This is a genomic window from Agromyces sp. GXS1127, from assembly GCF_050565425.1.
Taxonomy (GTDB): domain Bacteria; phylum Actinomycetota; class Actinomycetes; order Actinomycetales; family Microbacteriaceae; genus Agromyces.
In genome coordinates this window covers 445,370-471,429 of the sequence record NZ_JBOCIG010000003.1, presented here as the reverse complement: position 1 = coordinate 471,429, position 26,060 = coordinate 445,370, and the positions used below count along the sequence as shown (strand labels likewise).

At 72.0% G+C, this 26,060-nt stretch carries 25 protein-coding genes; 9 read left to right on the top strand and 16 right to left on the bottom strand.

The genetic code is table 11. From position 1 onward, the window contains the following. From ACQ393_RS07645 to ACQ393_RS07635, 3 genes are all read right to left on the bottom strand, one after another. A complete protein-coding gene (locus tag ACQ393_RS07645) occupies positions 1-2,028 on the bottom strand; it encodes an acetyl/propionyl/methylcrotonyl-CoA carboxylase subunit alpha (protein WP_430646229.1) in 2,028 nt (675 codons plus the stop codon). Positions 2,029-2,033: 5 nt separating this feature from the next. Next, entirely contained in the window at positions 2,034-3,641 is a 1,608-nt protein-coding gene (locus tag ACQ393_RS07640; protein WP_430646228.1) for a carboxyl transferase domain-containing protein, read from the bottom strand. A gap of 109 nt (positions 3,642-3,750) precedes the next feature. Next, a complete protein-coding gene (locus ACQ393_RS07635) occupies positions 3,751-4,317 on the bottom strand; it encodes a TetR-like C-terminal domain-containing protein (protein WP_430646227.1) in 567 nt (188 codons plus the stop codon). Between the two features lie 57 nt (positions 4,318-4,374). Between ACQ393_RS07635 and ACQ393_RS07630 the strand changes: the two genes are divergently transcribed. The 3 genes from ACQ393_RS07630 (at position 4,375) to ACQ393_RS07620 (ending at position 6,247) form a co-directional block, all read left to right on the top strand. Beyond that, entirely contained in the window at positions 4,375-5,106 is a 732-nt protein-coding gene (locus tag ACQ393_RS07630; RefSeq protein ID WP_430646226.1) for an MBL fold metallo-hydrolase, read from the top strand. A gap of 80 nt (positions 5,107-5,186) precedes the next feature. Next, entirely contained in the window at positions 5,187-5,783 is a 597-nt protein-coding gene (locus tag ACQ393_RS07625) for an SACE_7040 family transcriptional regulator (protein ID WP_430646307.1), read from the top strand. Then, a complete protein-coding gene (locus ACQ393_RS07620; protein ID WP_430646225.1) occupies positions 5,762-6,247 on the top strand; it encodes a GNAT family N-acetyltransferase in 486 nt (161 codons plus the stop codon). Before ACQ393_RS07625 ends, ACQ393_RS07620 begins: the two co-directional genes overlap by 22 nt. Positions 6,248-6,274: 27 nt before the next feature. Here ACQ393_RS07620 and ACQ393_RS07615 read toward each other — a convergent pair whose 3' ends face one another. The 5 genes from ACQ393_RS07615 to pdhA all read right to left on the bottom strand — a co-directional run bounded on the left by ACQ393_RS07615 (position 6,275) and on the right by pdhA (position 10,727). Further along, on the bottom strand, positions 6,275-6,598 hold the full coding sequence (locus ACQ393_RS07615; RefSeq protein ID WP_430646224.1) for a histone-like nucleoid-structuring protein Lsr2: 324 nt from the start codon (positions 6,596-6,598) through the stop codon (positions 6,275-6,277). A 179-nt stretch (positions 6,599-6,777) separates the two neighbouring features. Then, the gene (locus ACQ393_RS07610; RefSeq protein ID WP_430646223.1) at positions 6,778-7,122 is read right to left on the bottom strand and encodes a 4a-hydroxytetrahydrobiopterin dehydratase; all 345 of its coding nucleotides are present in this window, start codon (positions 7,120-7,122) and stop codon (positions 6,778-6,780) included. A gap of 16 nt (positions 7,123-7,138) precedes the next feature. Next, on the bottom strand, positions 7,139-8,587 hold the full coding sequence (locus tag ACQ393_RS07605; RefSeq protein WP_430646222.1) for a dihydrolipoamide acetyltransferase family protein: 1,449 nt from the start codon (positions 8,585-8,587) through the stop codon (positions 7,139-7,141). Positions 8,588-8,589: 2 nt separating this feature from the next. Further along, positions 8,590-9,600: an alpha-ketoacid dehydrogenase subunit beta gene (locus ACQ393_RS07600; protein ID WP_430646221.1), complete on the bottom strand. Its 1,011-nt coding sequence runs from the start codon at positions 9,598-9,600 to the stop codon at positions 8,590-8,592. Continuing rightward, entirely contained in the window at positions 9,597-10,727 is a 1,131-nt protein-coding gene (gene pdhA, locus ACQ393_RS07595; RefSeq protein WP_430646220.1) for a pyruvate dehydrogenase (acetyl-transferring) E1 component subunit alpha, read from the bottom strand. The genes ACQ393_RS07600 and pdhA overlap by 4 nt, the downstream gene beginning before the upstream one ends. Positions 10,728-10,893: 166 nt before the next feature. Here pdhA and ACQ393_RS07590 point away from each other — a divergent pair, with 166 nt between their 5' ends. The 4 genes from ACQ393_RS07590 (at position 10,894) to ACQ393_RS07575 (ending at position 13,418) form a co-directional block, all read left to right on the top strand. Beyond that, positions 10,894-11,358 carry an Lrp/AsnC family transcriptional regulator gene (locus ACQ393_RS07590; RefSeq protein ID WP_430646219.1) on the top strand — a complete coding sequence of 155 codons (465 nt, stop codon included), beginning with the start codon at positions 10,894-10,896 and terminating at the stop codon, positions 11,356-11,358. Positions 11,359-11,563: 205 nt separating this feature from the next. Further along, entirely contained in the window at positions 11,564-12,238 is a 675-nt protein-coding gene (locus tag ACQ393_RS07585) for a winged helix-turn-helix domain-containing protein (RefSeq protein ID WP_430646218.1), read from the top strand. Further along, complete coding sequence (locus ACQ393_RS07580; protein ID WP_430646217.1) at positions 12,235-12,459, top strand: hypothetical protein; 225 nt, start codon at positions 12,235-12,237, stop codon at positions 12,457-12,459. The genes ACQ393_RS07585 and ACQ393_RS07580 overlap by 4 nt, the downstream gene beginning before the upstream one ends. A gap of 110 nt (positions 12,460-12,569) precedes the next feature. Next, entirely contained in the window at positions 12,570-13,418 is an 849-nt protein-coding gene (locus tag ACQ393_RS07575; protein ID WP_430646216.1) for an SDR family NAD(P)-dependent oxidoreductase, read from the top strand. 64 nt (positions 13,419-13,482) lie between these two features. Here the strand turns inward: ACQ393_RS07575 and ACQ393_RS07570 are convergent, their stop codons facing one another. Further along, positions 13,483-15,765, bottom strand: coding sequence for a polyribonucleotide nucleotidyltransferase (locus tag ACQ393_RS07570; protein ID WP_430646215.1), 2,283 nt, complete (start codon positions 15,763-15,765; stop codon positions 13,483-13,485). A gap of 321 nt (positions 15,766-16,086) precedes the next feature. Then, positions 16,087-18,144: a glycosyltransferase gene (locus tag ACQ393_RS07565; RefSeq protein WP_430646214.1), complete on the bottom strand. Its 2,058-nt coding sequence runs from the start codon at positions 18,142-18,144 to the stop codon at positions 16,087-16,089. Positions 18,145-18,339: 195 nt separating this feature from the next. Here ACQ393_RS07565 and ACQ393_RS07560 point away from each other — a divergent pair, with 195 nt between their 5' ends. Then, positions 18,340-18,546, top strand: coding sequence for a dodecin family protein (locus ACQ393_RS07560; protein ID WP_430646213.1), 207 nt, complete (start codon positions 18,340-18,342; stop codon positions 18,544-18,546). A gap of 73 nt (positions 18,547-18,619) precedes the next feature. Here ACQ393_RS07560 and ACQ393_RS07555 read toward each other — a convergent pair whose 3' ends face one another. Further along, positions 18,620-19,108, bottom strand: a complete 489-nt coding sequence (locus tag ACQ393_RS07555) for a hypothetical protein (protein WP_430646212.1) — start codon at positions 19,106-19,108, stop codon at positions 18,620-18,622. 335 nt (positions 19,109-19,443) lie between these two features. Between ACQ393_RS07555 and ACQ393_RS07550 the strand changes: the two genes are divergently transcribed. Continuing rightward, positions 19,444-20,655 (top strand): oxygenase MpaB family protein, encoded by a 1,212-nt coding sequence (locus ACQ393_RS07550; protein WP_430646211.1) that lies wholly within the window; start codon positions 19,444-19,446, stop codon positions 20,653-20,655. A 105-nt stretch (positions 20,656-20,760) separates the two neighbouring features. On the opposite strand, the gene ACQ393_RS07545 is transcribed toward ACQ393_RS07550, so the two are convergent. The 5 genes from ACQ393_RS07545 to ACQ393_RS07525 all read right to left on the bottom strand — a co-directional run bounded on the left by ACQ393_RS07545 (position 20,761) and on the right by ACQ393_RS07525 (position 26,002). After that, positions 20,761-21,390 carry an FMN reductase gene (locus ACQ393_RS07545; protein ID WP_430646210.1) on the bottom strand — a complete coding sequence of 210 codons (630 nt, stop codon included), beginning with the start codon at positions 21,388-21,390 and terminating at the stop codon, positions 20,761-20,763. Continuing rightward, positions 21,387-22,613 carry an LLM class flavin-dependent oxidoreductase gene (locus ACQ393_RS07540; protein WP_430646209.1) on the bottom strand — a complete coding sequence of 409 codons (1,227 nt, stop codon included), beginning with the start codon at positions 22,611-22,613 and terminating at the stop codon, positions 21,387-21,389. The genes ACQ393_RS07545 and ACQ393_RS07540 overlap by 4 nt, the downstream gene beginning before the upstream one ends. A 72-nt stretch (positions 22,614-22,685) precedes the next feature. After that, the gene (locus tag ACQ393_RS07535; protein ID WP_430646306.1) at positions 22,686-23,480 is read right to left on the bottom strand and encodes a fructosamine kinase family protein; all 795 of its coding nucleotides are present in this window, start codon (positions 23,478-23,480) and stop codon (positions 22,686-22,688) included. Between the two features lie 108 nt (positions 23,481-23,588). Further along, entirely contained in the window at positions 23,589-25,175 is a 1,587-nt protein-coding gene (locus ACQ393_RS07530) for a M28 family metallopeptidase (protein WP_430646208.1), read from the bottom strand. A 173-nt stretch (positions 25,176-25,348) separates the two neighbouring features. Continuing rightward, positions 25,349-26,002: a hypothetical protein gene (locus tag ACQ393_RS07525; RefSeq protein ID WP_430646207.1), complete on the bottom strand. Its 654-nt coding sequence runs from the start codon at positions 26,000-26,002 to the stop codon at positions 25,349-25,351. Positions 26,003-26,060 lie beyond the last annotated feature (58 nt).

The following is a 26,060-nucleotide window of genomic DNA, read 5'->3' as shown; positions in this document are numbered from 1 at the left end:
TCATTCCTCGTGGGATGCGTTCGCGACGGCGCCCTCGTGCGGGCCGTCGACGGGTTCGGTTCCGGATGCCGCGGGGCCGGCCTCGACGGGCTCCGCGACGTGGTCGATGCGCGCGACGACCTGGTCGCGGGCCACCTGCTCGCCGACGGCGACGCGGATGCGGACGAGGCCCGCGACGGTCGCGGTCACGCGGTGCTCCATCTTCATGGCCTCGATCGCGAGCACGCCCTGCCCGGCCTCGACGCGGTCGCCGTCGGCGACGAGCAGGGTCGTGACGCTGCCCGGCATGGGCGCGCGGAGGTCGGGGTCGGCGCTGCCGCCGCGCTCGAGGAGGGCGAGCCGCGCGTCGAGCGCGGCGCGGCGGTCGGGGCGTTCGAAGGCGGCGGTGCGGCCGTCGAGGTGCACCCACACGGTGCCGTCGGCGTCGATCGCGACGGTCGCGCGCTCGAGGTCGGCGATGCCGTCGGATGCCGCGGGCGCACCGCCCGTTCCGATCCGCCAGCCGCGGGCACTCCGCCAGGCGCGGTCGCCGGCCGCCGCCGAGCGGGCGTCGCGTTCGCGTGCGGTGCGGGCGACCTCCTCGAGCCGGTCCGACGAGGCATCCGCATCGGAACCGCCGGCGCGCGCGGCGGCCGGGTCGCCGGTCGCGGCGAGCCCCGCGACATCCGCGCCCGCCTCGGTCAGCCGGTCGATGAGCCCGGTGTCGAGGTGCCCGGCGCGCACGTCGGGGTGCGCGAGCAGCGCGCGCAGGAACGCGATGTTCGTCTCGACGCCGAGCAGCACCGTGTCGGCGAGCGCGGCGTCGAGCCGGGCGATCGCCTCGGCGCGGTCGGCGCCGTGCGCGATGACCTTCGCGATCATGGGGTCGTAGTCGGCCGTGACCTGCTGGCCGGAGCGGATGCCGGCATCGACGCGCACGCCGTCGCCGTCGGGCGCCCGCCAGGCGAGCACGTCGCCGGTCGCGGGCAGGAACCCGCGCTCCGGGCTCTCCGCGTAGACGCGCGCCTCGATCGCGTGGCCGGTCATCCGCACGCCCTCCTGCGAGATCGCGAGGGGCTCCCCGGCCGCGATCCGCAGCTGCTGCTCGACGAGGTCGATGCCCGTGACGAGCTCGGTGACGGGATGCTCGACCTGGAGCCGGGTGTTCATCTCGATGAAGAAGAACTCGTCGGGCGCGGCATCCGACACCAGGAACTCGACGGTGCCGGCACCGAGGTACTCGACGCTTCGCGCGGCGTCGCAGGCGGCAGCGCCGATGCGCTCGCGGGTCGCGGCGTCGAGGAGTGGCGAGGGCGCCTCCTCGACGACCTTCTGGTGGCGGCGCTGCAGCGAGCACTCGCGTTCGCCCAGGTGGATGACGTTGCCGTGCGCGTCGGCGAGCACCTGCACCTCGATGTGGCGCGGGCGCTCGACGAAGCGTTCGAGCAGGAGCGTGTCGTCGCCGAACGCGGCCCGGGCGACCCGCCGTGCCGCGGGCAGCGCGTGCTCGAGCTCCGTCTGGTCGCGGGCGACCTGCATGCCCTTGCCGCCGCCGCCGGCCGACGGCTTCACGAGGATCGGGAAGCCGACGAGCGGTGCCGCGTCGAGCAGTTCGTCGTCGGTCGCATCGGGCTCGCTGACGCCGGGCACGACCGGCACGCCGGATGCCTCGACGTGCCGCTTCGCGCGGATCTTGTCGCCCATGACCTCGAGCGCGAGCTCGCCTGGGCCGACGAACACGATGCCGGCCTCGGCGCAGGCGCGGCCGAAGGCCGCGTTCTCGGACAGGAACCCGTAGCCGGGGTGGATCGCCTGCGCGCCGGTCTCGAGGGCGGCGCGCACGATGCGCGCGGTGTCGAGGTAGCTCTCGGCCACCGCGGCCGGACCGATCCGGACGGCCTCGTCGGCGAGCGCGACGTGCGGCGCATCGGCGTCGGCGTCGGAGTACACGGCGATCGCGCGGATGCCGAGGCGCTTGAGCGTGCGGATGACGCGCACGGCGATCTCGCCGCGGTTGGCGACGAGGACTCGGTCGAAGGGCGGGCGCATCGCGATCACATCCTGAACAGGCCGAAGCGGGGCTCGGGCAGCGGCGTGCGGCTGGCGAGCTCGAGGGCGAGGGCGAGCACCGTGCGGGTGTCGCCGGGGGCGATGACGCCGTCGTCCCACAGCCGCGAGGTCGAGTGGTAGGGGCTGCCCTGCGTCTCGTACTGGTCGCGCACGGGTGCCTTGAAGGCTTCCTCGGCCTCGGCCGACCACCCCTCGCCGCGCACGGCCAGCTGGTCGCGCTTGACGGTCGAGAGCACGGATGCCGCCTGCTCGCCGCCCATCACGGAGATGCGCGCGTTCGGCCACATCCAGAGGAACCGCGGCGAGTAGGCGCGACCGCACATCGAGTAGTTGCCGGCGCCGAACGAGCCGCCGATGACGACCGTGAACTTCGGCACCCGGGTCGTCGCGACGGCGGTGACCATCTTGGCGCCGTGCTTGGCGATACCGCCCGCCTCCGCGTCGCGCCCGACCATGAAGCCCGAGATGTTCTGGAGGAAGACGAGCGGGACGCCGCGCTGGTCGCAGAGCTCGATGAAGTGCGCGCCCTTCATGGCCGACTCGCTGAAGAGCACCCCGTTGTTCGCGACGATGCCGACGGGGTGGCCGTCGATCCACGCGAAGCCCGTGACGAGCGTGTCGCCGTACTCCTTCTTGAACTCGTGGAACTCGCTGCCGTCGACGAGCCTCGCGATGACCTCGCGCACGTCGTACGGCTGCTGCACGTCGACCGGCACGGCCGCGGTGAGGGTCGCCGGGTCGACGGCGGGCTCACGCGGCTCGCGCACGGCCCAGGCCCGCTCGGGCAGGGCCGGGAGCGTCGTGACGATGTCCCGGACGAGCTCGAGCGCGTGCTCGTCGTCCTCCGCGAGGTGGTCGGTGACGCCGGACGTGCGGGCGTGCAGCTCGCCGCCGCCGAGCTCCTCCGGCGTCACGACCTCGCCGATCGCGGCCTTCACGAGGGGCGGGCCGCCGAGGAAGATCGTGCCCTGGTCTCGCACGATCACGGTCTCGTCGCTCATCGCGGGGACGTACGCGCCACCCGCGGTGCAGGAGCCCATCACCGCGGCGATCTGCGGGATGCGCCGCGCGGAGAGGTTCGCTTGGTTGTAGAAGATCCGGCCGAAGTGGTCGCGGTCGGGGAACACCTCGTCCTGCTTCGGCAGGAACGCCCCGCCCGAGTCGACGAGGTACACGCACGGCAACCGGTTCTCGAGCGCGACCTCCTGTGCGCGCAGGTGCTTCTTCACCGTCATCGGGTAGTACGTGCCGCCCTTGACGGTCGCGTCGTTGCAGACGACCATGACGGGCCGGCCGTGCACGAGCCCGACCCCGGCGATGACGCCCGCCGCGGGCGTGTCGTCGTCGTAGAGGTCGCCCGCGGCGAGCGGGGCGAGCTCGAGGAACGGACTGCCCTCGTCGAGCAGCCGCTCGACGCGGTCGCGCGGCAGCAGCTTGCCGCGTGCGACGTGGCGGTCGCGGGATGCCTCCGGCCCGCCGAGCGCGGCGATGCGGAGCTTCTCGCGCAGTTCGTCGGCCAGTGCGGCGTGGGCGTCGGCGTTCGCGCGCGCGGCGTCGGAAGCCGCGTCGACCGCGCTCGTGATGGTGTGCATCCGCTCCCGTTCCGCCTCTCCGTCGTGGCGGCTCCGCGAGCAGTTCGGTGAACGCTCGCTAACCGGGATTCATGTTAGCGATCATTCACCGAGTTCCGCAACCGGCGGCTCAGGCAGGTGCCGTGAGTCCGCGGATCAGGTGATCGAGGCCGTACTCCCAGGCATCGTCGACCGACCCGCCGAGGCGGAACGCCCCCGCGATCTCCATGCTGACGAACCCGTGCATCCACGCCGTGATCGTGCGCGCCGACTCGAGCGAACGCCCTTCTCCGGAGAGCCGCCGCGCCGCCTCGAGGATCGCGGTGCTCGCCCCCTCCATCGCCGAGCCGCGCGCCCGCGCCGGTTCGGGCAGCGGCCCGAAGATCAGGCCGTAGCCGTGCGGGTGCTCGCGCGCGTAGCGGCGAGCGGATGCCGCGATCGCGCGCACTGCTTCGGACGCATCCGTCTCCGCGGCGAGCACCCGGTCCATGCGTGCGCCGAGCTCGGCGGCGACATCCTCAGCGGCGAGACGAACGAGCGCGTCGCGGTCGCGCAGGTGCTTGTACAGCGAGGGCGCCCGCACGCCGAGCTCGGCGGCGACGGCCTGCATGGTGAGCCCGTGCTGCCCCTCGCGCTCGAGGATCGCGCGCGCCGCGGCCCGCAGCGCATCGGGGGTGACCTTCGCCGGTGCCGGCATGAGCGCCTCCTCCATGGCTATTGACACTAGCCATCATAGCTATGTATCGTAGCCTTCATGCAACTCACCCCTGGACTCCGGCGCGTCGGCAACGAGATCGTCGCGTCCTACCTCTTCATCGACGACCGCGGCGTCACCGTCGTCGACGCCGGCCTCGCGGGCCACTACGGCGACCTGCTCGCCGAGCTCGCCGATGCGGGCCTCGGCATCGGCGACGTGCGCGCGATCATCCTCACGCACGGCGACACCGACCACCTCGGCTTCGCCGAGCGCCTCCGGCGCGATCACGGCGTGCCCGTGTACGTCCACTCCGCCGACCTCGACCGGGCGAAGGGCGGCGACAAGCCTGCGACCTCGTTCGGCCGCGGCATCCGCCCGTGGCCCGTCGTTCGGTTCTTCGCCTACGCGCTCGGCAAGGGCGGCGCGAAGACCGAGTACCTCGCCGACGCCCGCACGCTCGAGGGCGGCGAACGGCTCGCCGACCTCCCCGGCTCACCCGAGATCATCGCGATGCCCGGCCACTCGCCCGGCAGCATCGCCGTGCACTCCCCCGCGCTCGATGCGATCGCCGTGGGCGACGCGCTCACCACGCGCCACGTCCTCACGGGGCGGCGCGGCCCGCAGCCCGCGCCGTTCACCGACGCGCCCGACACCGCGCTCGACTCGCTCGACCGACTGGCGGCGACGGATGCCACGTGGGTGCTGCCGGGCCACGGCACGCCGTGGAACCGGGGCGCGGCCGAGGCCGTCCGGCTCGTGCGGGAGGCCGCCGCGGCATCCGTGCACTGAGGCCGCGCCGGCGCGGGACGCTTGCCACCGGCGAGCCACTCGGTTAGTGTGCATTCACCGAATGCCCGCGGAGGTGCCCCCTGACCGAGACGCTCACCGAGCGCGGCCGAGCCAAGGCCGACCGTCGCGCCGCGCTGCTCGTCGCGGCGGCGCGGCTCTTCGCCGAGCGCGGGTACCCCGGGGTGACACTCGAGGAGCTCGGCCAGGCCGCCGGCGTCTCCGGACCCGCGGTCTACCGGCACTTCCCCGGCAAGGCCGCGGTGCTCGCGGCGATCCTCGTCGACGCGAGCCAGGGGCTCCTCGACGGCGGCCGCCGCACGGTCGAGGAGCTCGCAGCGCCCGACGAGGCGCTGCGCGCCCTCATCCGCTTCCACGTCGACTTCGCGCTCGCGAACGCCGATGTCATCCGCGTGCAGGACCGCGACCTCGACAGCCTCGGCGATGCCGACGCGCACGAGGTCCGCCGCCTGCAGCGCTCGTACGTCGAACTGTGGGTGGGCGTGCTCGCCCGCCTGAGGCCCGACCGGGCCGAATCCGAGTTGCGCATCCGGGCACACGCCGCCTTCGGACTGATCAACTCGACCCCCCACAGCGCCCGCATCCATGGGCGCCGACCCGCGGACAGAGTCGTCCGCAGCATCCTGGAGGACATGGCATGGTCGAGCCTCACGTCGTGACCCTGCGCGCGACCCGCGCAAGCGACCGCGACGAGCTGTTCCGCATCCAACTCGATCCCGAGGCCATTCGCATGGCCGCGTTCACGGCGACCGATCCGGCGGATCGCGCCGCCTACGACGCCCACTACGCCCGGTTCTCGGAGCGGGAGGACTACGACGCGCGCACCGTGCGCTGCGACGGCCGGATCGTCGGCAGCGTGGCGCGCTGGATCGACGCCGAGACGGGAATGCCCGAGATCACGTACTGGATCGATCGCGAGCACTGGGGCCGCGGGATCGCCACCCGGGCGCTGCGGCTCTTCCTCGACACGCAGCCGCGGCCGCTGCGCGCGCGTGCCGCGGCCGACAACGCGGCATCCATCGCCGTGCTCGGCAAGCTGGGGTTCGTCGAGGTCGGCCGCGACCGCGACTACGCCAACGCCCGCGGCGAGGAGATCGAGGAGATCGAGTTCGTCCTCCGGTGAGGGGATGCCGCGGGCGCCGGGCGGGCCTCAGCGGTTGCGGTAGAGCTCCATGAGCGGCGCGGGGATGCGGCCGCGGTCGGACACCTGGTGCCCGTTCGAACGCAGCCACTCGCGCGCGTCCTTCGTGTCGCCGGCGGCAGACGATGCACCCCGGCGGCGAGTCGCGCCGCCGCGCGCCGCGGTCTTGCGGGCTGCGTCGATGTACGGCGCGAGCACGCTCTCGAACTTCGCGATGTTCTCGGAGGAGAGGTCGATCGCGTACTGGTCGCCGTCGAAGGCGAACGAGAGGGTCCGGTCGGCGTCGCTGCCGTCGAGGTCGTCGATGAGCGTCTCGACCACGCGCTTTGCCATGTTCCACTTCCGATCTGCGGCATTCGCCGCGGAATTCCGGGACTGAATGGGGTGATTCCCGATTCCGAGCATAAGGAATTCCGGCAACGGCGGCGCGCATATTCGCATGGATGTGGATGAATTCAGCGAATTCGCGGCGGGCATCGGCCTACCGACCGCACCGGCATTCGCTTCCCGGGTCACTTCGCGGATGCGCCGCGCTCGTCCGCGACCTCCCGGATCATGCGCGCCAGCGCGACGTCGCGCGACGTCACTCCCCCGACGTCATGCGAGCTGAGATCGAATTCGATGCGACCCCACCCCAGCGAGACATCCGGATGGTGATTCGCGGCGTCGGCCCGAATGGCGACGGCATCGAGGAAGCGGACCGCGCTCGAGAAATCGCGCGTCCGGAATTCGCCGACGAGTCGTTCCCCGTCATGACGGAATCCGGTTCCCTCGAGTTCCACGGCGACGTCCTCGCGCGAGAGCGGCCTGTGCTCGTCCATGCAGGAATACTCCTCCGCCGGGGGCGGCCACGCCACCCCCGGCGGCAGCGGTTCACGCCATCGTCAGCGCGAGCCCCGGCTCGCGGAGGATGCGGCCGACGTCGGCGAGGAAGCGCGAGCCCTGCTCGCCGTCGACCAGGCGATGGTCGAACGAGAGCGAGAGCGTCATCACGTCACGGAGCGCGATCTCGCCGCGGTGCTCCCACGGCGTGCGGCGCACGGCGCCCATCGCGAGGATCGCCGCTTCGCCCGGATTGAGGATCGGCGTGCCGGCGTCGATCCCGAACACGCCGATGTTCGTGATCGAGATCGTGCCGCCCGTGAGGTCGGCAGGTGCCGTCCGCCCGGCGCGCGCGGTGTCGGCGAGCGAGGCGATCGCGTCCGCGAGCTCGATGAGCGTCATCCGCTCGGCGCCCTTGACGTTCGGCACGACGAGCCCGCGCTCGGTCGCCGCGGCGATGCCGAGGTTCACGTGGCCGTAGCGCACGATCTCCTGGGCCTGCTCGTCCCACCGCGAGTTCACCTCTGGCGTGCGACCAGCCGCGATGCAGAGCGCCTTCGCGACGACCGTGAGCGGCGTGACCTTGTGGCCGGCGAATGCCCGGTCGGACCGGATGCCCGCGAGCAGCTCCATCGTCGCGGTGACGTCGATCGTGAGGAACTCGGTCACATGAGGCGCGGTGAAGGCGCTCCGCACCATCGCGGCGGCGGTGTGCTTGCGCACGCCCCTGATGGGGACCCGGGTCTCCGCGGGCCGGTCGTCGCGTGTCGCGGGCGACGAGGAGATCGCGCCCGTCGGCTCCTCGGCGGCTTCGGTCGGCGCCTCGGATGCCGCGGCCTCCACGTCGGCGCGCGTGATGAGTCCGCGTTCGCCCGTCCCGACGAGCTGCTCGAGGTCGATCCCGAGGTCGCGCGCGAGCTTGCGCACGGGCGGAGTCGAGCGGGGACGCTCGGCGCGCCCATCGTCATCCGCTCCTGCGGACCGACCGGGGCGGGTCGCCGTGTCGGGCTCGATGCGGTCGTGCTCGGGCGGCGCGGGCACGAGGTCCTCGCGGAGTGCGGCGGCGCCGAGTCGTCGGGCGCGACGCTGCGGGCCGCGTTCGGCGCCGGCACCGTACCCGACGAGGGTCGGCTCGCGCACCTCGGGGGCCTCGGACGGGGCGGGCGCCGAGGCCGGGTCGTCGGTCGTGCCGACGGTGGCCGCCTCCGGCGGCGCTGCGGCCGCGGCATCCGTCGTCGTCGACGTCTCGGTCGCGTCGCCGCCCCCGGTGTCGCACGAGAACAGCTTCTCGCCCACGTTCACGGTCTCGCCCTCGGCGGCGTGCAGCGCGGTGACGGTGCCCTCGAACGGCGACGGCAGCTCGACGACGGCCTTGGCGGTCTCGACGTCGGCGATGATCTGGTTCAGCTCGACGTGGTCGCCGACCTTGACGCGCCAGGCGACGATCTCGGACTCCGTGAGTCCCTCGCCGAGGTCGGGCAGTGCGAAGTCGCGGATCATGCTCACGCCTCCACCCCGCTCAGCGAGTTCGGGCGTCCGAGGGCACGATCGACGCCGTCGAGGATCCGGTCGAGGTCGGGCAGGTGGTACTGCTCGAGCTTGGCGGGCGGGTACGGGATGTCGTGCCCCGTCACCCGGACCGGGGCGGCCTCGAGGTACTCGAAGCAGCGCTCGGTGATGGAGGCGGCGATCTCGGCGCCGACCCCGCCCTGCTCGCCCGCCTCGTGGGCGACGACGAGCCGGCCCGTGCGGCGCACGGACGCCTCGATCGTCGCGTAGTCGACGGGCGCGAGCGAGCGCAGGTCGATGACCTCGATCGACACGTCCTCCTCCGCGGCGGCGGTCGCGGCATCCCTCGCCGTCTGCACGAGCGCCCCGTAGGTGACGAGCGTGACGTCGTTCCCGGATGCCACGGTCGTGGCGACGCCCATCGGTCGCGCGTCGGCGAGGCTCGCGTCGAGGTCGACCTCGCCCTTGACGTGGTACCGGCGCTTCGGCTCGAGGAAGACCACCGGGTCGTCGCTCGCGATCGCCTGGCGGATCATGACGTAGGCGTCGGCCGGGTTCGAGCACGCGACGACCCGGAGCCCGGCGGTGTGCGTGAAGTACGCCTCGGGCGACTCGGAGTGGTGCTCGGCCGCGCCGATGCCGCCGCCGAACGGGATGCGGATGACGAGCGGCATGTTCACGGTGCCGCGCGAGCGGTAGTGCAGCTTCGCGACCTGCGTGACGATCTGGTCGAAGCTCGGGTAGACGAACCCGTCGAACTGGATCTCGACGACGGGGCGGAACCCGCGGTACGCGAGGCCGACGGCGGTGCCCATGATGCCCGCCTCGGAGAGCGGCGTGTCGACCACGCGGTGCTCGCCGAACTCGGCCTTGAGGCCGTCGGTGATGCGGAACACGCCGCCGAGCGTGCCGATGTCCTCGCCGAGGAGCACGACCTTGTCGTCGTCGGCGAGGGCGCGGCGGAGCCCCTCGTTGATGGCCTTGCCGAAGGTGATCGCGCTCATCGGGCACCCGCCTCGGCCTCGTCGCCGAACATCGCGAGGTAGCGCGCGTAGCGCTCCCGCTGCCGTTCGAGGTGGCTGTTGGGCTCGGCGTAGACGTGGTCGAACACGCTCATGGGCTCCGGGTCCGGGATCGCGGTGAGGCCCGCACGGAGTTCGGCGGCGGCGCGGTCGGCGGCCGACTTGGCGTCGGCGTCGACCGACTCCATGTCGGCGCCGGACGCCGCGAGGAACGCGTGCAGGCGCGTGATCGGGTCGCGCTCGCGCCACTCGGCGAGGTCGTCGTCGGTGCGGTAGCGCTTCGGGTCATCGGCCGTGGTGTGCGGGCCCATCCGGTAGGTGACGGCCTCGATGAACGCCGGCCCCTCGCCGCGGCGGGCGCGCTCGAGCGCCCAGCGCGTGACGGCGAGCACGGCGAGCACGTCGTTGCCGTCGACCCGGATGCCGGGCATGCCGAACCCGTCCGCGCGACGCGCGAGCGGCTGCTTGGACTGCAGGCCGACCGGCTCGGAGATCGCCCAGCCGTTGTTCTGGCAGAAGAAGACGACGGGCGCGTCGAAGCTCGACGCGAAGACGAGCGCCTCGTTGACGTCGCCCTCGCTGGTCGCGCCGTCGCCGAAGTACGCGATCGACGCCGCACTCGACCCCTCCCACTTGGCGCCCATCGCCCAGCCCACGGCGTGCAGCGACTGGGCGCCGATGATGATCTGCGGGATCGCCATCCGCTTCTCGAAGGGGTTCCAACCGGATGCCGCGGACCCGCGCCACACGCTGAGCAGCTCGTCGGGCCGCACGCCGCGCAGCCACGCCACCGCGTGCTCGCGGTAGCTGGTGAACGCGAAGTCCTCGTCGTGGAGCGCCCGGGCCGAGCCGATCTGGGCGGCCTCCTGGCCGGCGAGCGGCGGCCAGAGGCCCAGCTCGCCCTGGCGCTGGAGCGCGGTGGCCTCGGCGTCGAGCCGTCGGATCACGACCATGTCGCGGTGCAGCTCGATCAGGGCATCGAGGTCGACGTCGGCGACCCATTGGTCGAACTCGGGGTTCGCGTGGCGCCGGCCGGTCGCATCGAGGAGTCGGACGAGGTCGTCGGGGCGGGTGAGCAGCCCGGTCGCCTCACGGTCGGAAGGGGTCATCGTCGAACCTCCGTGTCGGCTCGGCCGCTTCGTGGGCAGCCTCGCACCGGCGCCGATGCCGGGTACTCGCAGCGTACGACGATCTGGCATTCGGCTCAAGCAACCGCGATCCGCTTGAGCATGTTGCGCAGTGGCCCGGGGCTGGACGGTGCTATCGTCTGGCGCTATGACCGGATACGACGCCGTCGATCGCGCACTCCTCAGCGGACTCGCCGCCGACCCGAGGGCGACCGTGGTCGCCCTCGCCGAACGGCTGCGACTGAGCCGCAACACCGTGCAGGCGCGGATGGCGCGGCTCGAGGCATCCGGGGCCTTCCTCTCCTTCGAGCGGAGCATCGACCCGACCCCGCTCGGCTACCCGCTCGAGGCCTTCGTGGCCGTGCACGCCCGGCAGAAGGTGCTCTCCGAGGTGGTCGCGGCGCTCGCCGAGATCCCCGAGGTGATCCAGGCGCACGGCCTCTCGGGCCAGATCGACCTGCTCGTCCGGGTCGTCTGCCGCGACGCGCACGACCTGTTCCGCATCGACGAGGAGATCCTCGCGATCGAGGGCGTCGAGCGCACCGAGACCTCGCTCGCCATGGGCGAGCTCATCCCCTACCGGCTCGGTCCGCTGCTCGAGCGAACGGGGTGACGGTGCGCGTCGCGGGGCTGCGATGCGAGCGGCTCCCCGGCTTCGTCACGTGGGAGATCCGGGACGTCGACGCGCTCTTCGACGACGACCGACGGCTCGTGGAGGCGCTGCGCGCCTGGGCTCGACGCGGTCTCCGAACACACGCAAAGGACCTATTGCAAAGATACCCTTGCAAACCTTTCTTTGCAAGAGTATCTTTGCACGCATGGACGAGCGGACGAACGGCGGCGAGCAGACCGACGACCTGGAATCCTGGCCGAGCAGCACGCGCCACCCGGGCATCGACCACGTGCTCTCCTCCGAGAGCCTGAAGAGCCTGGCGCATCCGCTGCGGGTGCAGATCTACGACGAGCTCTCGACCTACGGCCCGTTCACGGCCAGCGGGCTCGCCGAGCGACTCGGCGAATCGAGCGGCGCGACGAGCTACCACCTCCGCCAGCTCGCCAAGGCGGGTCTCGTGCAGGAGGTCGAGGGCCGCGGCAGGGGCCGCGAGCGCTGGTGGGAGCGGCGACCGGGGTCGGTCGCGATCCCCGACGCGCGGAGCCTGCCGCCGGGCAGCGCCGACCGCCTCGCGGTCAAGCTCGTGGAGGACGAGTGGTTCCGCTCCCGCGAGCAGAACTTCCGCGAGTTCCTCGCCACCGGCGAGGAGGTGTTCGGCGCCGACTGGCTCGACATCGCGACCTCGGACACGATCAACCTCACGCTCACGCCCGACCAGCTGCACGGCCTCGTGACCGACATCGACGTCGTGCTGAAGAAGTACATCGACGCGTACAAGAAGACGCCGTCGCCCGGATCGCGCCCCGTGCAGATCCACATCAACGCCTTCCCGCTGGTTCGCGGCGAGGCGACCGAGACCGACGGAACGGAACGGACATGAACACGCTCACCGTCTCCCCCGCATCCTCGCCCGCGTCCCGCGGGCTCGCCGACCTGGCCGTGCGCACCGGGCTCGCGCTCGCGCGATGGGGGCGGCGTCGCACCATCCGTCGCACCGATCGCGAGCGGATGCTGCGTGCCATCGCCGAGCGTTCGGCCGGTCGCGACGCCGCCGAGGAGAACGCCCGCGTCCATGCGGCGGCACGCCTGACGCTCATGTAGCGGGTGCCCCGAGCGGTGCGCGCGAATCACGCGCACCGCTCGGGTTTTGGATCGGCGCGCCTCCCGTGTCAGGGTGTACTGCCCGATCCCCCACCGTGCGAAGGAGCACCATGGCCCGCCGACGTCCCCTGCACCTCGACGGCCGGCTCGCCGTCGTCACCGGAGCCGGAAGCGGGATGGGCCGGGCGTCGGCCGAGCTGCTCGCCGCGCGAGGGTGCGCGCTGGCGCTCGTCGACCGCGATGCCGCGGCGCTCGAGGAGCTCGCCGTCGCACTGCGCGTGCCCGGCGCGTCCGTCAGCACGCACGTGGTCGACCTGGCCGACCTCGCCGCCGTCGCCGCGCTGCCGGACGCCGTCGCCGCCGCGCACGGACGCACGCCGAGCATCCTCCTCAACTGCGCGGGCGTCTCGATGCTCGGCAGCTTCGAGCAGGCGACGCTCGACGAGTTCCGCTGGGTCGTCGACATCAACCTGTGGGGCACGGTCGCCATGACGAAGGCGTTCCTCCCCGCGCTCATCGCCGGGGGCGACGCGCACATCGCCAACGTCTCGAGCCTCTACGGGCTGGCCGCACCGGCCGGCCGGGTGCCCTACGTCACGTCGAAGTTCGCCGTGCGCGGGTTCACCGACGCGCTCCGGCACGAGCTCGAGGCGACGGAGGTCTCGGTGTCGGCGATCTACCCCGGCGGCGTGCAGACCGGCATCATCCACCACGCCCGCGTGGCCGCCGCCGTCGCACCGGGTGCCGCGGCCCGCGCCGCCGACGCGCAGGCGGCCCTCTACCGCACGACGCCGGCCCAGGCGGCCGAGCGCATCGTCGACGGCATCGAACGCCGTCGGCCGCGCGTCTTCATCGGCCGCGACTCGCGCCTCAGCGACCTCGTCACGCGTGTTGCACCCGTCGGCTACTGGAACGTCATGCGCGGCATCGTCGCGGCCGCGGCCGACACCAGCGGATAGGTCCGGAAGACGGACGCCCGCCCCGACGAGGTCGGGACGGGCGTCCGGTGGCGGGATCGAGCCTTTACGCCTCGACGCCCTCGGCGGGAGCCTCGGCGTGCTCGCCGGTCGCGGCGCGGCCGTTGGTGTCGGCCTCCTCCGCGATGACGGGCGCGAGCGAGAGCTTGCCGCGGTCGTCGATCTTGGTGATCTCGACGAGGATCTTCTGGCCGACGCCCAGGACGTCCTCGACGTTCTCGACGCGCTTGCCGCCGGCGAGCTTGCGCACCTCGGAGATGTGCAGCAGGCCGTCCTTGCCGGGCAGCAGCGAGATGAAGGCGCCGAACGCGGCGATCTTCACGACGGTGCCGAGGAACTGCTCGCCGACCTCGGGGTTGGTCGGGTTGGCGATCGCGTTCACCGCGGCACGGGCGGCCTCGGCCGTCGGGCCGTCGGTCGCGCCGATGTAGACGGTGCCGTCCTCCTCGATCGAGATCTCGGCGCCCGTGTCGTCCTGGATGCCGTTGATCGTCTTGCCCTTCGGGCCGATGAGCTCGCCGATCTTGTCGACCGGGATCTGCACGCTGATGACGCGCGGCGCGGTGGGCGCCATCTCGTCGGGGCCGTCGATGGCGGCGTTCAGCACCTGCAGGATCGTGGTGCGCGCCTCCTTCGCCTGGGTCAGCGCGCCGGCGAGCACCGAGGCGGGGATGCCGTCGAGCTTCGTGTCGAGCTGGATCGCGGTGACGAACTCGGAGGTGCCGGCGACCTTGAAGTCCATGTCGCCGAGCGCGTCCTCCGCACCGAGGATGTCGGTGAGCGCCGCGTAGCGGGTCTCGCCGTCGACGGTGTCGGAGATGAGGCCCATCGCGATGCCCGCGACCGGCGCCTTCAGCGGCACGCCCGCGTTCAGCAGCGACAGCGTGGACGCGCAGACCGAGCCCATCGAGGTCGAGCCGTTCGAGCCGAGCGCCTCGGAGACCTGGCGGATGGCGTAGGGGAACTCCTCGCGGGTCGGCAGCACCGGCACGAGGGCACGCTCGGCGAGCGCGCCGTGGCCGATCTCGCGGCGCTTGGGCGAGCCCACACGACCCGTCTCACCCGTCGAGTAGGGCGGGAAGTTGTAGTTGTGCATGTAGCGCTTCTTGGTGACCGGGCTCAGCGAGTCGATCTGCTGCTCCATCTTGAGCATGTTCAGCGTGGTGACGCCCAGGATCTGGGTCTCACCGCGCTGGAAGATGGCGGAGCCGTGCACGCGCGGGATGACCTGCACCTCGGCGTCGAGCGGGCGGATGTCGGCCAGGCCCCGCCCGTCGATGCGGACGCCCTCGGTGAGGACGCGCGAGCGGACGACGTGCTTGGTGACCGACTTGTACGCAGCGGAGACCTCGGCGTTGGCCGACTCGGGGAGCTCCCCCGCCTCGACCTTGGCGGCGACGGCCTCCTTGACGCGCGCCTTGAGGGCGTCGTCGGCGTCCTGTCGCTCGACCTTGCCGGCGATCTGGTAGATGCCCTTGAGCTCCTCGAGCGCGAGCTCCTCGACGGCGGCCTTCGTGGCGTCCTGGTAGGGCGGGAAGGTCGGGTAGTCGGCGGTGGGCTTGGCGGCGGTCTTCGCGACCTCCTGCTGCGCCACGACGAGCTGCTTGATGAAGGGCTTCGACGCCTCGATGCCCTGCGCGATGACGGTCTCGTCGGGCTTGACGGCGCCGGCCTGCACGAGGTTCCACGCGTTGTCGGTGGCCTCGGCCTCGATCATCATGATCGCGACGTCCTCGGAGCCGTCGGCCTCGGTGACGACGCGACCCGCGACGACCATGCTGAACACGGCGTCCTCGAGCTGCGAGTGCTTCGGGAAGGCGACCCACTGGCCGTCGATGAGGGCGACGCGCACGCCGCCGATCGGGCCGGAGAAGGGCAGGCCCGACAGCTGCGTCGAGAGCGACGCGCTGTTGATGGCGAGCACGTCGTAGAGCTCGTCGGGCTCGATCGCGAGCACGGTCACGACGACCTGGACCTCGTTGCGGAGGCCCTCGACGAACGAGGGGCGCAGCGGGCGGTCGATCAGACGGCAGGTCAGGATCGCCTCGGTCGAGGGGCGGCCCTCGCGGCGGAAGAACGAACCGGGGATGCGGCCCGCGGCGTACATGCGCTCCTCGACGTCGATCGTGAGCGGGAAGAAGTCGAAGTGCTCCTTCGGCTGCTTCGACACCGACGTCGCGGAGAGCAGCATGGTCTCCTCGTCGATGTACGCGACCGCGGAGCCCTGCGCCTGCTGGGCGAGGCGACCGGTCTCGAACCGGATGGTGCGGGTGCCGAACCTGCCGTTGTCGATGACGGTCTCGGCGAACGTGATTTCAGGACCTTCCAAGAGGTCTCTCTCCTTTGTTTCGGCTCGCACGCCCGTGTGGCGCGCGAGGTGAACAAGGAGCAGGGAACAGGCAGATCTCAGCGCGTCGATGACCCGCCAGCGCTGGCCACCAGTAGAAGTCCACCAAGCTCTCGCTTGGTAAGCCACCACAGGGGACCAGCTTCCTGCCGGCCTGCTCCGAAGCACCCATGGGAGGGTGCGAGCTCATGTTGAATTGAGCGGATGCCGCGTGGGCATCCTCGCAGAGCCTACCAGTCCGGCGTGTCGCGACCTAGCGGGCGGGCGGACGGCACGGCACGCGCAACCGGCGGGAGACCCCGATCACGCTCGGATTCCTCGCCGCACGCGGTCGTCGCCCCGACCCGGCAGGTGCACGAGCGCGTCGTGCTTGGCGACGCGGCCGTCGCCGGCCGTGCGGCCGAGCAGGCGCCTGCCCGCCCACGGCACGACGTGACGCCGGAGCCACTCGGCATCGGCGAGCGGCGCCGCGTCGGGCTCGTCGACGTCCCCGTGCAGCACGGCGTCGAGTGCGGCGAGGGCCGCGGCATCCGGAACCCCCAGCACGTCGGCCGCCGCGTACGCGAGCGCGCGGTGCCCGGAGGAATTGAGGTGGACGCGGTCCTCGGCCCACATGCCGCGCGCGGTGAGCGCGCCGTGCGTCGAGGCGTCCAGGACCATGGCGCCGGCGCCGTCGGCGCGCGCCACGAGCCGGTCGGCGAATCGCTCGAATGCGACCCGCACCGAGCCGAGCCGAGCGTGCGCGGGAAGGAAGGGCGTCACGACGAGCACGTCGCATCCGGTCGCCCGGAGTTCCTCGACGGCGTCGCCGACGCGGTCGGCCAGCACGTCGGCCCGGGCGCCGACGCGCACGAGGTCGTTGCCGCCGATGAGCACCGTCACGAGGTCGGCCCCGAGCGCGCGAGCGCGGGGCAGCTGCACGTCGACCGCGTCGGCGACGCGCCGGCTGCGGACGGCGAGGTTCGCGTACCCGACGCCGTCGCCCGACTGCGCGAGCAGCATCGCGAGGCGGTCCGCCCAGCCGCGGTACTCCCCCGCGGCCATGCGCGACGAGTCGCAGAGGCCCTCGGTGATCGAGTCTCCGACCGCGACGAACCGTCGCCAGGTCGGACGGGAGGACGCGGCGTCCGGCTCGCGCCGCGTCATCCGCTCGGCGCCGTCGCGCTCGCCCGAGCCGCCCGCCTCCGCCGATGTCCCGTTCCGCTCGACCACCGAGCCGCGGCGGCCGCCGGACGAGGTCGCGCCACCCGTGCCATGCAGGGCGCGGGCGTGCTCGTAGTGGCCGAGCAGCTCGTCACCGAGCGCCGCCCAGCTGCGGCCGGCGACGCCGTCGCGCGCCGCTCGGCCGAACGCCCGGCGCTTGGCGTCGTCGCCGGCCAGGTCGCGCACGCGCGCGGCGAGCTCGTCGAGGTCGCCCGGGCGGTAGAGCCAGCCGTCCCGGCTCGAGGTCACGAGGTCGAGCGGGCCGCCACGGCCCGTCGCGACGACGGGCACCCCGCTCGCGAGCGCCTCCTGCACCGTCTGGCAGAAGGTCTCGCGCTCGCCCGGATGGACGAAGACGTCGAGGCTCGCCATCGCCACGGCGAGCGCGTCGCCGCCGAGGAAGCCCGTGAACGCGGCATCCGGCAGCATCGCCTCGAGGGACGCACGCGACGGGCCGTCGCCGATCACGACGAGGCGGACCCCGTCGAGCGCCGCGATCGCGCGGAGGTCCTCGACCTGCTTCTCGGGCGCGAGCCGCCCCACGTAACCGACGAGCACCTTGCCGTCGGCGGCGAATCGGCCCCGCCACTCGCCCGAGCGCCGGTCGGGCCGGAACCGGTCGGTGTCGACGCCCCGCGCCCAGCGCCGCATCCGCTCGACGCCGTACCCCTCGAGCTGCGCGATCGCCGCCGACGAGGGCGCGAGCGTGAGCGTGGCCCGTCGGTGCAGGCGGCCGACGTGGTCGGCGAGCATGGGCGCGGCGCCGGGCAGGCGGTAGCGCTCGGCGTACGCCGGGACATCCGTCTGGTAGACCGCGACGCTCGGTGCGCCGATGCGCTCGGCCGCGATGACGCCCTGCCAGCCGAGCACGAACGGGGAGGCGAGGTGGACGACGTCGGGTGCGAAGCCGGCGAGCGTGGCGGCGAGGCGGCGGGCGCCCGCGAAGCCCACTCGGACCTCCGGGTAGCCCGGCATCGGCACCGAGCGCAGGAACTCCGCACGCGCGCCGTGCAGACCGTGGTCGACGGGACCGGATCGGGGGGCGATCACGAGGGCCTCATGTCCCTGCCGCTCGAAGTGCCGGAGCACCTGGAGCAGGGAGTGCGTGACGCCGTTCATGTGCGGGAGGAACGATTCGGCGAGCAGTGCGACTCTCACGCGGCCAGCATGGGCGCACCCGTGCGGGCGGCGCGAACGGCGACGCCGTCGTCCGCCGAGGGTTCACCGAGGCGACGGATGCCGTTCGCGCGCCGGTCGCGAACGGGTCAACCCCTCGCGGCGCGGAGCGGGCAGGCGCATCATGGGAGCCGGGCGCATGTCCGGTGCGTCCGGAATCGTTCGAGGGGGAACGACATGTCATCGGTCGCACGAGTCACCACCATCACCGCGTACTCCGAGACGAGCTTCGAGGACGCGATCCAGGTCGGCATCGCCCGCTCCGTCGAGACGCTGCGCGGGGTCAAGGGCGCGTGGGTGAAGGAGCAGAAGGTCAAGGTCGAGGGCGGCAGCGTCGTCGAGTGGTCGGTCACGCTCGAAGTCACGTTCGTGCTCGACGACTGACCCCGCCGCGGTGACGTCACGGGGCCGGGGCGGAGGCTGACGCCATCCGCTCCGGCCCGCGGTGTGCTTCCGATCAGGGAGCGCTGAAGGTGCCCTTCAGCGCGATGAAGGCGCCGCTGTCGAGGTCTTCGACGGTCACGTTCGACCAGACGACCGAGAACAGGGTCGCGGTCTGTCCGGGCGGGCAGTCGAGCGCCACGTCGGCGGGAGTCGGCTCGAGCGTCAGCGAACCGACGATGTTGCCGTTCTTCGCGGCCTCGAACTCACCGCTCTCCGAGATCCTGGAGTCGATGGTCGTCTTCTTCGGGTCGGAGGGAACGTGGTTCCCGCCGTTCACGCACGAGTACGTGGCGCTGAGGTCCGCGCTCGCGACGACGGTCTCGACCGAGCCGGACTCGAGTCCGGCCTCCTTGAAGTCGACGACCAGGTTCACGCCGTCGAGGTGTGCGGAGGTGGCGTTCTTGATGAAGTGCGGACTCCCGGCCATGGCGGGTCCGGCCGCGCCGGCGAGGACGAGCGCAGCGGCGGCGCCGAGGGCGGCGAGTGCACGTCGGATGGACATGATCTTCTTCTTTCGGGTTGCGATCTCAGTGGCAGCGGATGCGACCGAGCTCGCGCGCGTCCGACGGTCCGAGTGGGGGCGGGTGGCGCTGGGCGTGCGCGGCCGGGCCGCGCTCCCGCTGGGAACGCTACTCCCGGCCTGCGCGCGCGGGTATCCCTCGAATGAGGGATTCTCATGTTCGTCAACGGTGTGCGCGAAGGGGCTTGTCGCACCGCTTCGCGGCCATTATGTTAACGCTCGATCACACGTTTCGCAGGATGGGCTGCGGATACTGGGGCGGCCTCGACGACGAGTCCGCGACGGGGTCCATCCTCCTCTCGGAAGAAGGTGGCCACGTGCCCGACATCACCAGACGCTCCGTCCTGACCCTCGGCGCGGCGCTCGGCCTCGCCGGCGCCGCCAGTCCCTCGGCGGCGTGGTCGTGGTCCCCTGCGGGCTCCGTCCTCGGCACCGGCTCGGGCGTCGACCCGCAGTGGGTGTGGGACGACGACATCGACCGCATCATGGCCGGCATCATCGACGGCGGGCAGGTTCCGGCGGTCAACTACGCCATGCGCAACTGGGTCTACAACCACCAGTCGGTGCCGAGCGGACTGCCTTCGGAACTCCGGACCTTCCTGCAGGGCACCAACAAGCTACCCGACTGGGCCGACATCTGGAAGCTCCGCCGCGCCGCCGACTTCAACCGCCGGAAGGACACCTACCTGTTCCTCATCTACGGCATCGGCGGCGGCATCATGTCGACCGTCATCCCCCGTGAGGCGCGATCGGTGTACTGGTCGAAGGGCGGCGCCGACATGCAGGATCGTGCGGCGAAGACCTTCAGCTTCGGCTACGACCTGAGCGACATCGACGCCTTCGAGTGGACGGGCGAGTTCCTCGTCACCTCGAACCGCACCCGGATGGTCCACGCGGCCGTGCGACACATGCTGCCGCAGTCGCCGCACTGGCAGGCGAGCGGGCACGACGAGCAGATCCCGATCTCGAACCACGACATCCTCGTCACCTTCCACAGCACCGGCACGTTCGCGCACAAGAAGCTGAAGGACTGGAAGGTGCCCATGTCGACCCGGGATGAGGAGGCGTTCCTGCACTCCTGGCAGGTCGCCCTGCACATGCTCGGCGTGCGCGACGAGTACATCCCCGCGACCTGGGACGACGCCCATGCCCAGGCCGACCAGATCCTCACCCCCAAGCTCGCGTGGACGCCCGAGGGGCAGGAGCTCGCCGAGGTGCTCCTCGGCCTGACCGCACAGGTCGACCTCGGCGTCACCCGCGGGTTCCTCAACGAGTTCGTCCGCTACCAGCTCGGCAACGAGGTCGGCGACTGGCTCGGCCTCGAGCGCGACCGGGCGTCCGAGGTGATCATCCGCGAGGGCTGGCCGCTCTACGTCGCGTTCCGCGAGTCGCTCATCCCGATCATGCCGGCGAACTTCTACCTCTTCGACCAGTTCGTCCGCGCGCTCGCGATGGCGTTCCTCAACAAGGGCACGTCGCCGACGACCACGATGATCACGATCCCCGACATGAACCGTCCGACGACCTGATGCGTCACGCGGGCCGCCCTCCCTGCATGTGAATTCGCGTTCACGCCGGGGAGACGGATGCCGCGGCGGGATCGACCCGCCGCGGCATCCGATCGTCGAACTCGCCTACTCCCCCGCGAGGCCGCCCAGCAGGTGGCCCATCGGACGGTCGAGCGCGAAGGGGTCGCTCAGGAGCTCGCTGCGGTCGGTGCGCTCCACGAGGTCGGCGAACTCCCTCGCGCCGCGGAAGATCCGGTCCGGCAGGGAGCGCACGCCGTCACCGCTGCCGCCCCAGTCGCTCGTCGCGGCGAACACGCCGGTCGGGACCGGGATCGCGTGCAGGTACGTGAACAGCGGGCGGATCGCGTAGTCGATCGCGAGCGAGTGGCGCGGGGTGCCGCCGGTCGCGCCGATGAGCACCGGCAGGTCGGTCAGCGCCTGCGGGTCGATCACGTCGATGAACGACTTGAACAACCCGGCGTAGCTCGTCGTGAAGATCGGCGTGACGACGATGAGGCCGTCGGCCGAGGCGACCGCGTCGAGCGCCTCCTCGAGCTTCGGCGGGGCGAAGCCCATGAGCAGGTGGTTGGTGATGTCGTGCGCGAGGTCGCGCAGCTCGAACACCTTCGCCTCGACCTCGACGCCGCGCTCCTGGAGCAGGTTGGCACTGTCGGCGAGGAGCCGGTCGGCGAGCTGGCGGCTCGAGCTCGGCGTGGAGAGCCCCGCCGAGACGACGACGATCTTCCTGGTGGTCATCGTGCACCTGCCGTCCTGGTCGCGGCCGGGCCGAAGGCCGAGCCGGTGGAGGTCGCGGCGGGCGCGACCGGGCCGTCCTGGTAGGGCGAGCCGAGGGTGAGGTTGTCACCGCGGTTCGCGTTGGGGGTCGCCTGCCGCGGCGCGGCGTCGCCGTACGCCGCGCGCACGAGCGAGGCGTGGGTGGGCGCGTCGGGCACGTCGGCCGGACGGTCCTTCGCGAACTCGCGACGGAGCACCGGCACGACCTCCTCGCCGAGCAGGTCGAGCTGCTCGAGCACGGTCTTCAGCGGCAGTCCGGCGTGGTCGATGAGCCACAGCTGGCGCTGGTAGTCGCCCACGTAGTCGCGGAACCCCAGGGTGCGGTCGATGACCTCCTGCGGGCTGCCGACCGTGAGCGGCGTCTGCTGCGTGAACTCCTCCATGCTCGGGCCGTGCCCGTAGACGGGCGCGTTGTCGAAGTACGGGCGGAACTCGTTCACGGCGTCCTGCGAGTTCCTCCGCATGAACACCTGGCCGCCGAGGCCGACGATCGCCTGCGCGGCGGTGCCGTGGCCGTGGTGCTCGTAGCGCTGGCGGTACAGCGCGATCATGCGCTGGGTGTGGGATGCCGGCCAGAAGATGTGGTTGGCGAAGAAGCCGTCGCCGTAGAAGGCGGCCTGCTCGGCGACCTCGGGCGTGCGGATCGAACCGTGCCACACGAACGGCGGCACGCCGTCGAGCGGGCGCGGCGTCGACGTGAAGCCCTGGAGGGGCGTGCGGAACTTGCCCTCCCAGTCGACGACGTCCTCGCGCCAGAGGCGGTGCAGGAGCTCGTAGCTCTCGATGGCGATGGGCAGGCCCTGGCGGATGTCCTTGCCGAACCACGGGTAGACCGGGCCGGTGTTGCCGCGGCCGAGCATGAGGTCGGCGCGACCGCCCGACACGTGCTGGAGCATCGCGTAGTCCTCGGCGAGCTTCACCGGGTCGTTCGTGGTGATGAGCGTGGTCGCGGTGGAGAGCTGCAGGGTGCTCGTCTGGCCGGCGATGTAGGCGAGCGTCGTGGTGGGCGAGGACGACCAGAACGGCGGGTTGTGGTGCTCGCCGAGCGCGAAGACGTCGAGACCGACCTCCTCGGCGTGCTTGGCGATGGTCAGCGTCGCCTGGATCCGCTCGGCCTCGCTCGGCGTGCGGCCGGTGGTGGGGTCCTGCGTGATGTCGCTGACGGTGAAGATTCCGAACTGCATGTCGCCCTCCTGGGCTCCTTCTCTCGTTCCATGCTTTTGCATGCAAGTGAGTGAACGGATGCTGCGCCGGAACTATTCCCGAACTGATCCGCCCAGTTCGAGCACCGCCCGGGCGGCCTCGGCGAGGGCGACGCCGTAGCCCCTGCCGTGCCCGGCGGCGTGCACGGCGAGCGGATGGAGCTGGTGCAGCGGGATCCGATCGCGCCATCCGTCGCGCAGCGGGGCGGCCGCGTCGTACGCGCCGACCATCTCGTCGAGGAACGGGCAGCCGAAGAGCGCGAGCATCGCGAGGTCGGTCTCGCGGTGCCCGCCGTGCGCGGCGGGGTCGATGAGGACGACGCCGTCGGCCGACCACAGCACGTTGCCGTTCCAGAGGTCACCGTGGACCCGCGCCGGCGGCTCGTCGTCGTCGAACGCGCCGCCGGCGATCGCGTCGCACGCGCGGTCGACGATCTCGGCCTCGTCGCTCGTGAGGTTCCCGGCCGCGACGGCGACGGGGAGGAAGGGTCGCACCCGGTCGCGAGCGAAGAAGACGCCCCAGGATGCCTCGCGAGCTGCGGGCATCTCGCGCCGGCCGATGTAGAGCGGTCCGTCCCACCCGTCGGGGCGCGCGCCGAACGCGGCAGCGCCGGCGGCGTGCGTCCGCGCGAGCGCGGCGCCGAACTCTGCGGCGGCCGTGCGCGTCGGGCGGGCCTCCGCCACGCGCTCGAGCTCGATCCAGCCTGGCCCGACCCCGGCGACCGCGGCGATGCGGGCCCCGTCTGCCGCCGCGAGCCAAGCGAGCCCGGCCGCCTCGGCCTCGAAGAATCGGTCGGGGGCCTCGGGCCGGCGCTTCACGATGGTCCGCATCGCTCCAGTCTTGCGCAGCGACGCCGCGGAGCGGACGAGATCTTCCCGCGCGACCCCTGCTCGCTCACGCACGAGAGCGGGGCCCGCCGCTGACGCGACGGGCCCCGCTGATCGGTTCGCGCGGGACTACTCGGTCTCGTGCGGTCCGTGGTGGTGGCCGTCCTCACCCACGAGGTCGGGGTCGAGGCCGCCGGCGTTGCCGCCGATCGTGCCCTCGGGCCCGGCCGGCTCGGGGAGGCGCAGGCCGCCCGGCACCTTGACGCCCTCGACTCCGTTGACCGACTCGGTCGAGTACGAGTAGGCGAGCACCGCCAGGGCGATCGCGTCGATGTTCACGTCGAGCGCGTGCTCGTTGACGTTGTCGATCGTGTCGCAGGCCTGGTGGTAGCACGGGTCGTACGAGGCGCCGGCCGTGCCGCCCCAGATGGCCTCCTGCTCCTCGGTCTTGATGACCTCGGCGCCGGTGAAGAGGCCGCCGGCGGGGATCCCGACGCGGATGAACGCGTCGTAGTCGCTGCGACCGCTGAACTGGGCGTCGTCGTACGGCTCGCCGACCGAGGTGTAGTAGCTCTCGAACAGCTTCTCGATCTCGATCGAGCCGTCCGGGATCGGCACCCCGGCGGGAGCGAGCCAGCCGGACTCGTCGCCGTCGTACACCATGAAGATGTAGTTCGGCGAGGCGACCATGTCGAAGTTCAGGTACAGCGCGATGCGGTCCTGCTCCTCCTGGCTCAGCTCGGCGACGTACTCCTCGGAACCGATGAGGCCCGACTCCTCAGCACCCCACCACGCGAGGCGGATGGTGTTCTGCGGCTCGAGCTTCGAGAGGTTCTCGGCGAGCTCGAGCAGCGACGCGGAGCCGCTGCCGTTGTCGTTGATGCCCGGACCGGCCTGGACCGAATCGAGGTGGGCACCCGCCATCACGACGTTGTCGTCGTTCACGCCGGTCTTCTCGGCGATCACGTTCTTCTGCGGGCGCGACTCCGGCTCCGGAACGAAGATGTTCGCGGTCGAACCGGCCTGCGAGAGTGCGACACCCTGCTCGTAGCTCGCACCGACGACGGGAATGCCGACGATGTCGGAGCCGCCGAGCGTGCCGACGATGAGTCCGTTGCGGGCGTCGGTCGTGTCGTTGCCCTGGTTGAAGATGATCACGGCCTCTGCGCCCGCGGCCTCGGCGTTCAGCGCCTTGTCGGCGAACGGGCAGGTGCCGCGCTGGACGAGGGCGATGTCGGCCGGACCGGAGAAGTCGAGGCCGGCGAAGTCGTCGGCGGTGCACCCGCTCGTGCTCGTGTTGCCGAGGCCGAGCTGCAGGTCGACCGGGATGACCGTGCCGGTGACGTCGCCCGGGCCGCTGCCCGTGTACGGACCGGTCTCGTACTCCGCCTGGACGGGCGTGAGCTGCGTCAGCGTCGACGGCCCCACGTAGGTGTACGGGAACTCGTCGATCGACACATCCCAGCCTGCGGCTTCGAGGGTCTCGACGACGTAGTCGACGCTCGCCTCGTAGCCGGAGGTGCCGGCTGCTCGGTTGTCGTCGTTCGCGTCGGCGATGGCCTGGAGCGCCTCGAGGTGCTCCATCGCACCGTCGGCGTCGACGCACGCGAGCAGCTTCGCGACGGTGTTGTTGTTCTGGTTGTCGCAGGACTTGCCGCCGGGAGCGGCGAACGCGGCCCCGGCCGGAACCAGCGCCAACGCCGCGACGGTCGACACGCTGGTCGCGAGTACGGCCGTACGGCGGGAAAGCCTCGTAGTTCGATACATCGTCTCTCCTTGTCGGAGGGCATCCTCGTCGACGCCCCTCCCGCGAGAGACTACGTGGCCCCCGACCAGGGGCAACAGTCTTGACTTCGGCCGGATGGCCGACTAGGTAGCACGACGAATCCTCACGATTCGGCGAGGCCGGATGCCGCGTGGCCGTCGCCGTCGACGGCCTCGAGCCCGCTGAGGTCGAGGTCCACCCGGAAGGGCCGACCCGTCCCCTCGATCGTGGCCGGCACGCGGGCGTACACGCCGCGAGCGGCCGCCATCCCGTCGAGCACGTCGCGCCACCGCGCGTCGGCGGCGTCGCCGAGGAAGCCCGCGTGCCGAGGTCGGTCGCCGCCGACGAGCTGCACGCCGATGCGATACCTCGGCGACAGCCAGCGACGTGCCCGGGGAACGAGGATCGCGTGCTGGGCGGCGCCGCCGTGCAGGCGGGCGAGGTCGATCGCCGGCTGGTGCCGATGCACGTCGACGACCGGGACGACGGTGCGCACCCGCGCATCCGACGCGTCGACCGCGGGCGACGGCGCGGCATCGACGAGCTCGATCCCGTCGAGGCTCGTCAGGTCGCCCATCGGGTCGGGGTTGCGCATCCGCCGATCACGGACGAACGCGACGACGCCCCACGCCACCGTGAGGGCGATCGCGACCAGGAGCGCCACGAGCCATCCGCCGCTCTCCGGGCGCACGACGCCGGTGAGCAGCAGCAGCCCGACGAACACGAGGTACGGAAGCGGCTCCCAGCGGGACGGGGACACGAAGCGGGGCGCGGACACCACGACAGGCTACAAGGGGACGCATCCGCCGTGCCGAGTCGAGTCGCTGCGGACTCCG

Excerpts from the sequence above, each read along its gene's own strand:
- ACQ393_RS07645 (WP_430646229.1), bottom strand. The coding sequence starts at position 2,028 with ATGCGCCCGCCCTTCGACCGAGTCCTCGTCGCCAACCGCGGCGAGATC.
- ACQ393_RS07640 (WP_430646228.1), bottom strand. The coding sequence starts at position 3,641 with ATGCACACCATCACGAGCGCGGTCGACGCGGCTTCCGACGCCGCGCGC.
- ACQ393_RS07635 (WP_430646227.1), bottom strand. The coding sequence starts at position 4,317 with ATGCCGGCACCGGCGAAGGTCACCCCCGATGCGCTGCGGGCCGCGGCG.
- ACQ393_RS07630 (WP_430646226.1), top strand. The coding sequence starts at position 4,375 with ATGCAACTCACCCCTGGACTCCGGCGCGTCGGCAACGAGATCGTCGCG.
- ACQ393_RS07620 (WP_430646225.1), top strand. The coding sequence starts at position 5,762 with ATGGTCGAGCCTCACGTCGTGACCCTGCGCGCGACCCGCGCAAGCGAC.
- ACQ393_RS07615 (WP_430646224.1), bottom strand. The coding sequence starts at position 6,598 with ATGGCAAAGCGCGTGGTCGAGACGCTCATCGACGACCTCGACGGCAGC.
- ACQ393_RS07605 (WP_430646222.1), bottom strand. The coding sequence starts at position 8,587 with ATGATCCGCGACTTCGCACTGCCCGACCTCGGCGAGGGACTCACGGAG.
- ACQ393_RS07600 (WP_430646221.1), bottom strand. The coding sequence starts at position 9,600 with ATGAGCGCGATCACCTTCGGCAAGGCCATCAACGAGGGGCTCCGCCGC.
- pdhA (WP_430646220.1), bottom strand. The coding sequence starts at position 10,727 with ATGACCCCTTCCGACCGTGAGGCGACCGGGCTGCTCACCCGCCCCGAC.
- ACQ393_RS07590 (WP_430646219.1), top strand. The coding sequence starts at position 10,894 with ATGACCGGATACGACGCCGTCGATCGCGCACTCCTCAGCGGACTCGCC.
- ACQ393_RS07585 (WP_430646218.1), top strand. The coding sequence starts at position 11,564 with ATGGACGAGCGGACGAACGGCGGCGAGCAGACCGACGACCTGGAATCC.
- ACQ393_RS07580 (WP_430646217.1), top strand. The coding sequence starts at position 12,235 with ATGAACACGCTCACCGTCTCCCCCGCATCCTCGCCCGCGTCCCGCGGG.
- ACQ393_RS07575 (WP_430646216.1), top strand. The coding sequence starts at position 12,570 with ATGGCCCGCCGACGTCCCCTGCACCTCGACGGCCGGCTCGCCGTCGTC.
- ACQ393_RS07560 (WP_430646213.1), top strand. The coding sequence starts at position 18,340 with ATGTCATCGGTCGCACGAGTCACCACCATCACCGCGTACTCCGAGACG.
- ACQ393_RS07555 (WP_430646212.1), bottom strand. The coding sequence starts at position 19,108 with ATGTCCATCCGACGTGCACTCGCCGCCCTCGGCGCCGCCGCTGCGCTC.
- ACQ393_RS07545 (WP_430646210.1), bottom strand. The coding sequence starts at position 21,390 with ATGACCACCAGGAAGATCGTCGTCGTCTCGGCGGGGCTCTCCACGCCG.
- ACQ393_RS07540 (WP_430646209.1), bottom strand. The coding sequence starts at position 22,613 with ATGCAGTTCGGAATCTTCACCGTCAGCGACATCACGCAGGACCCCACC.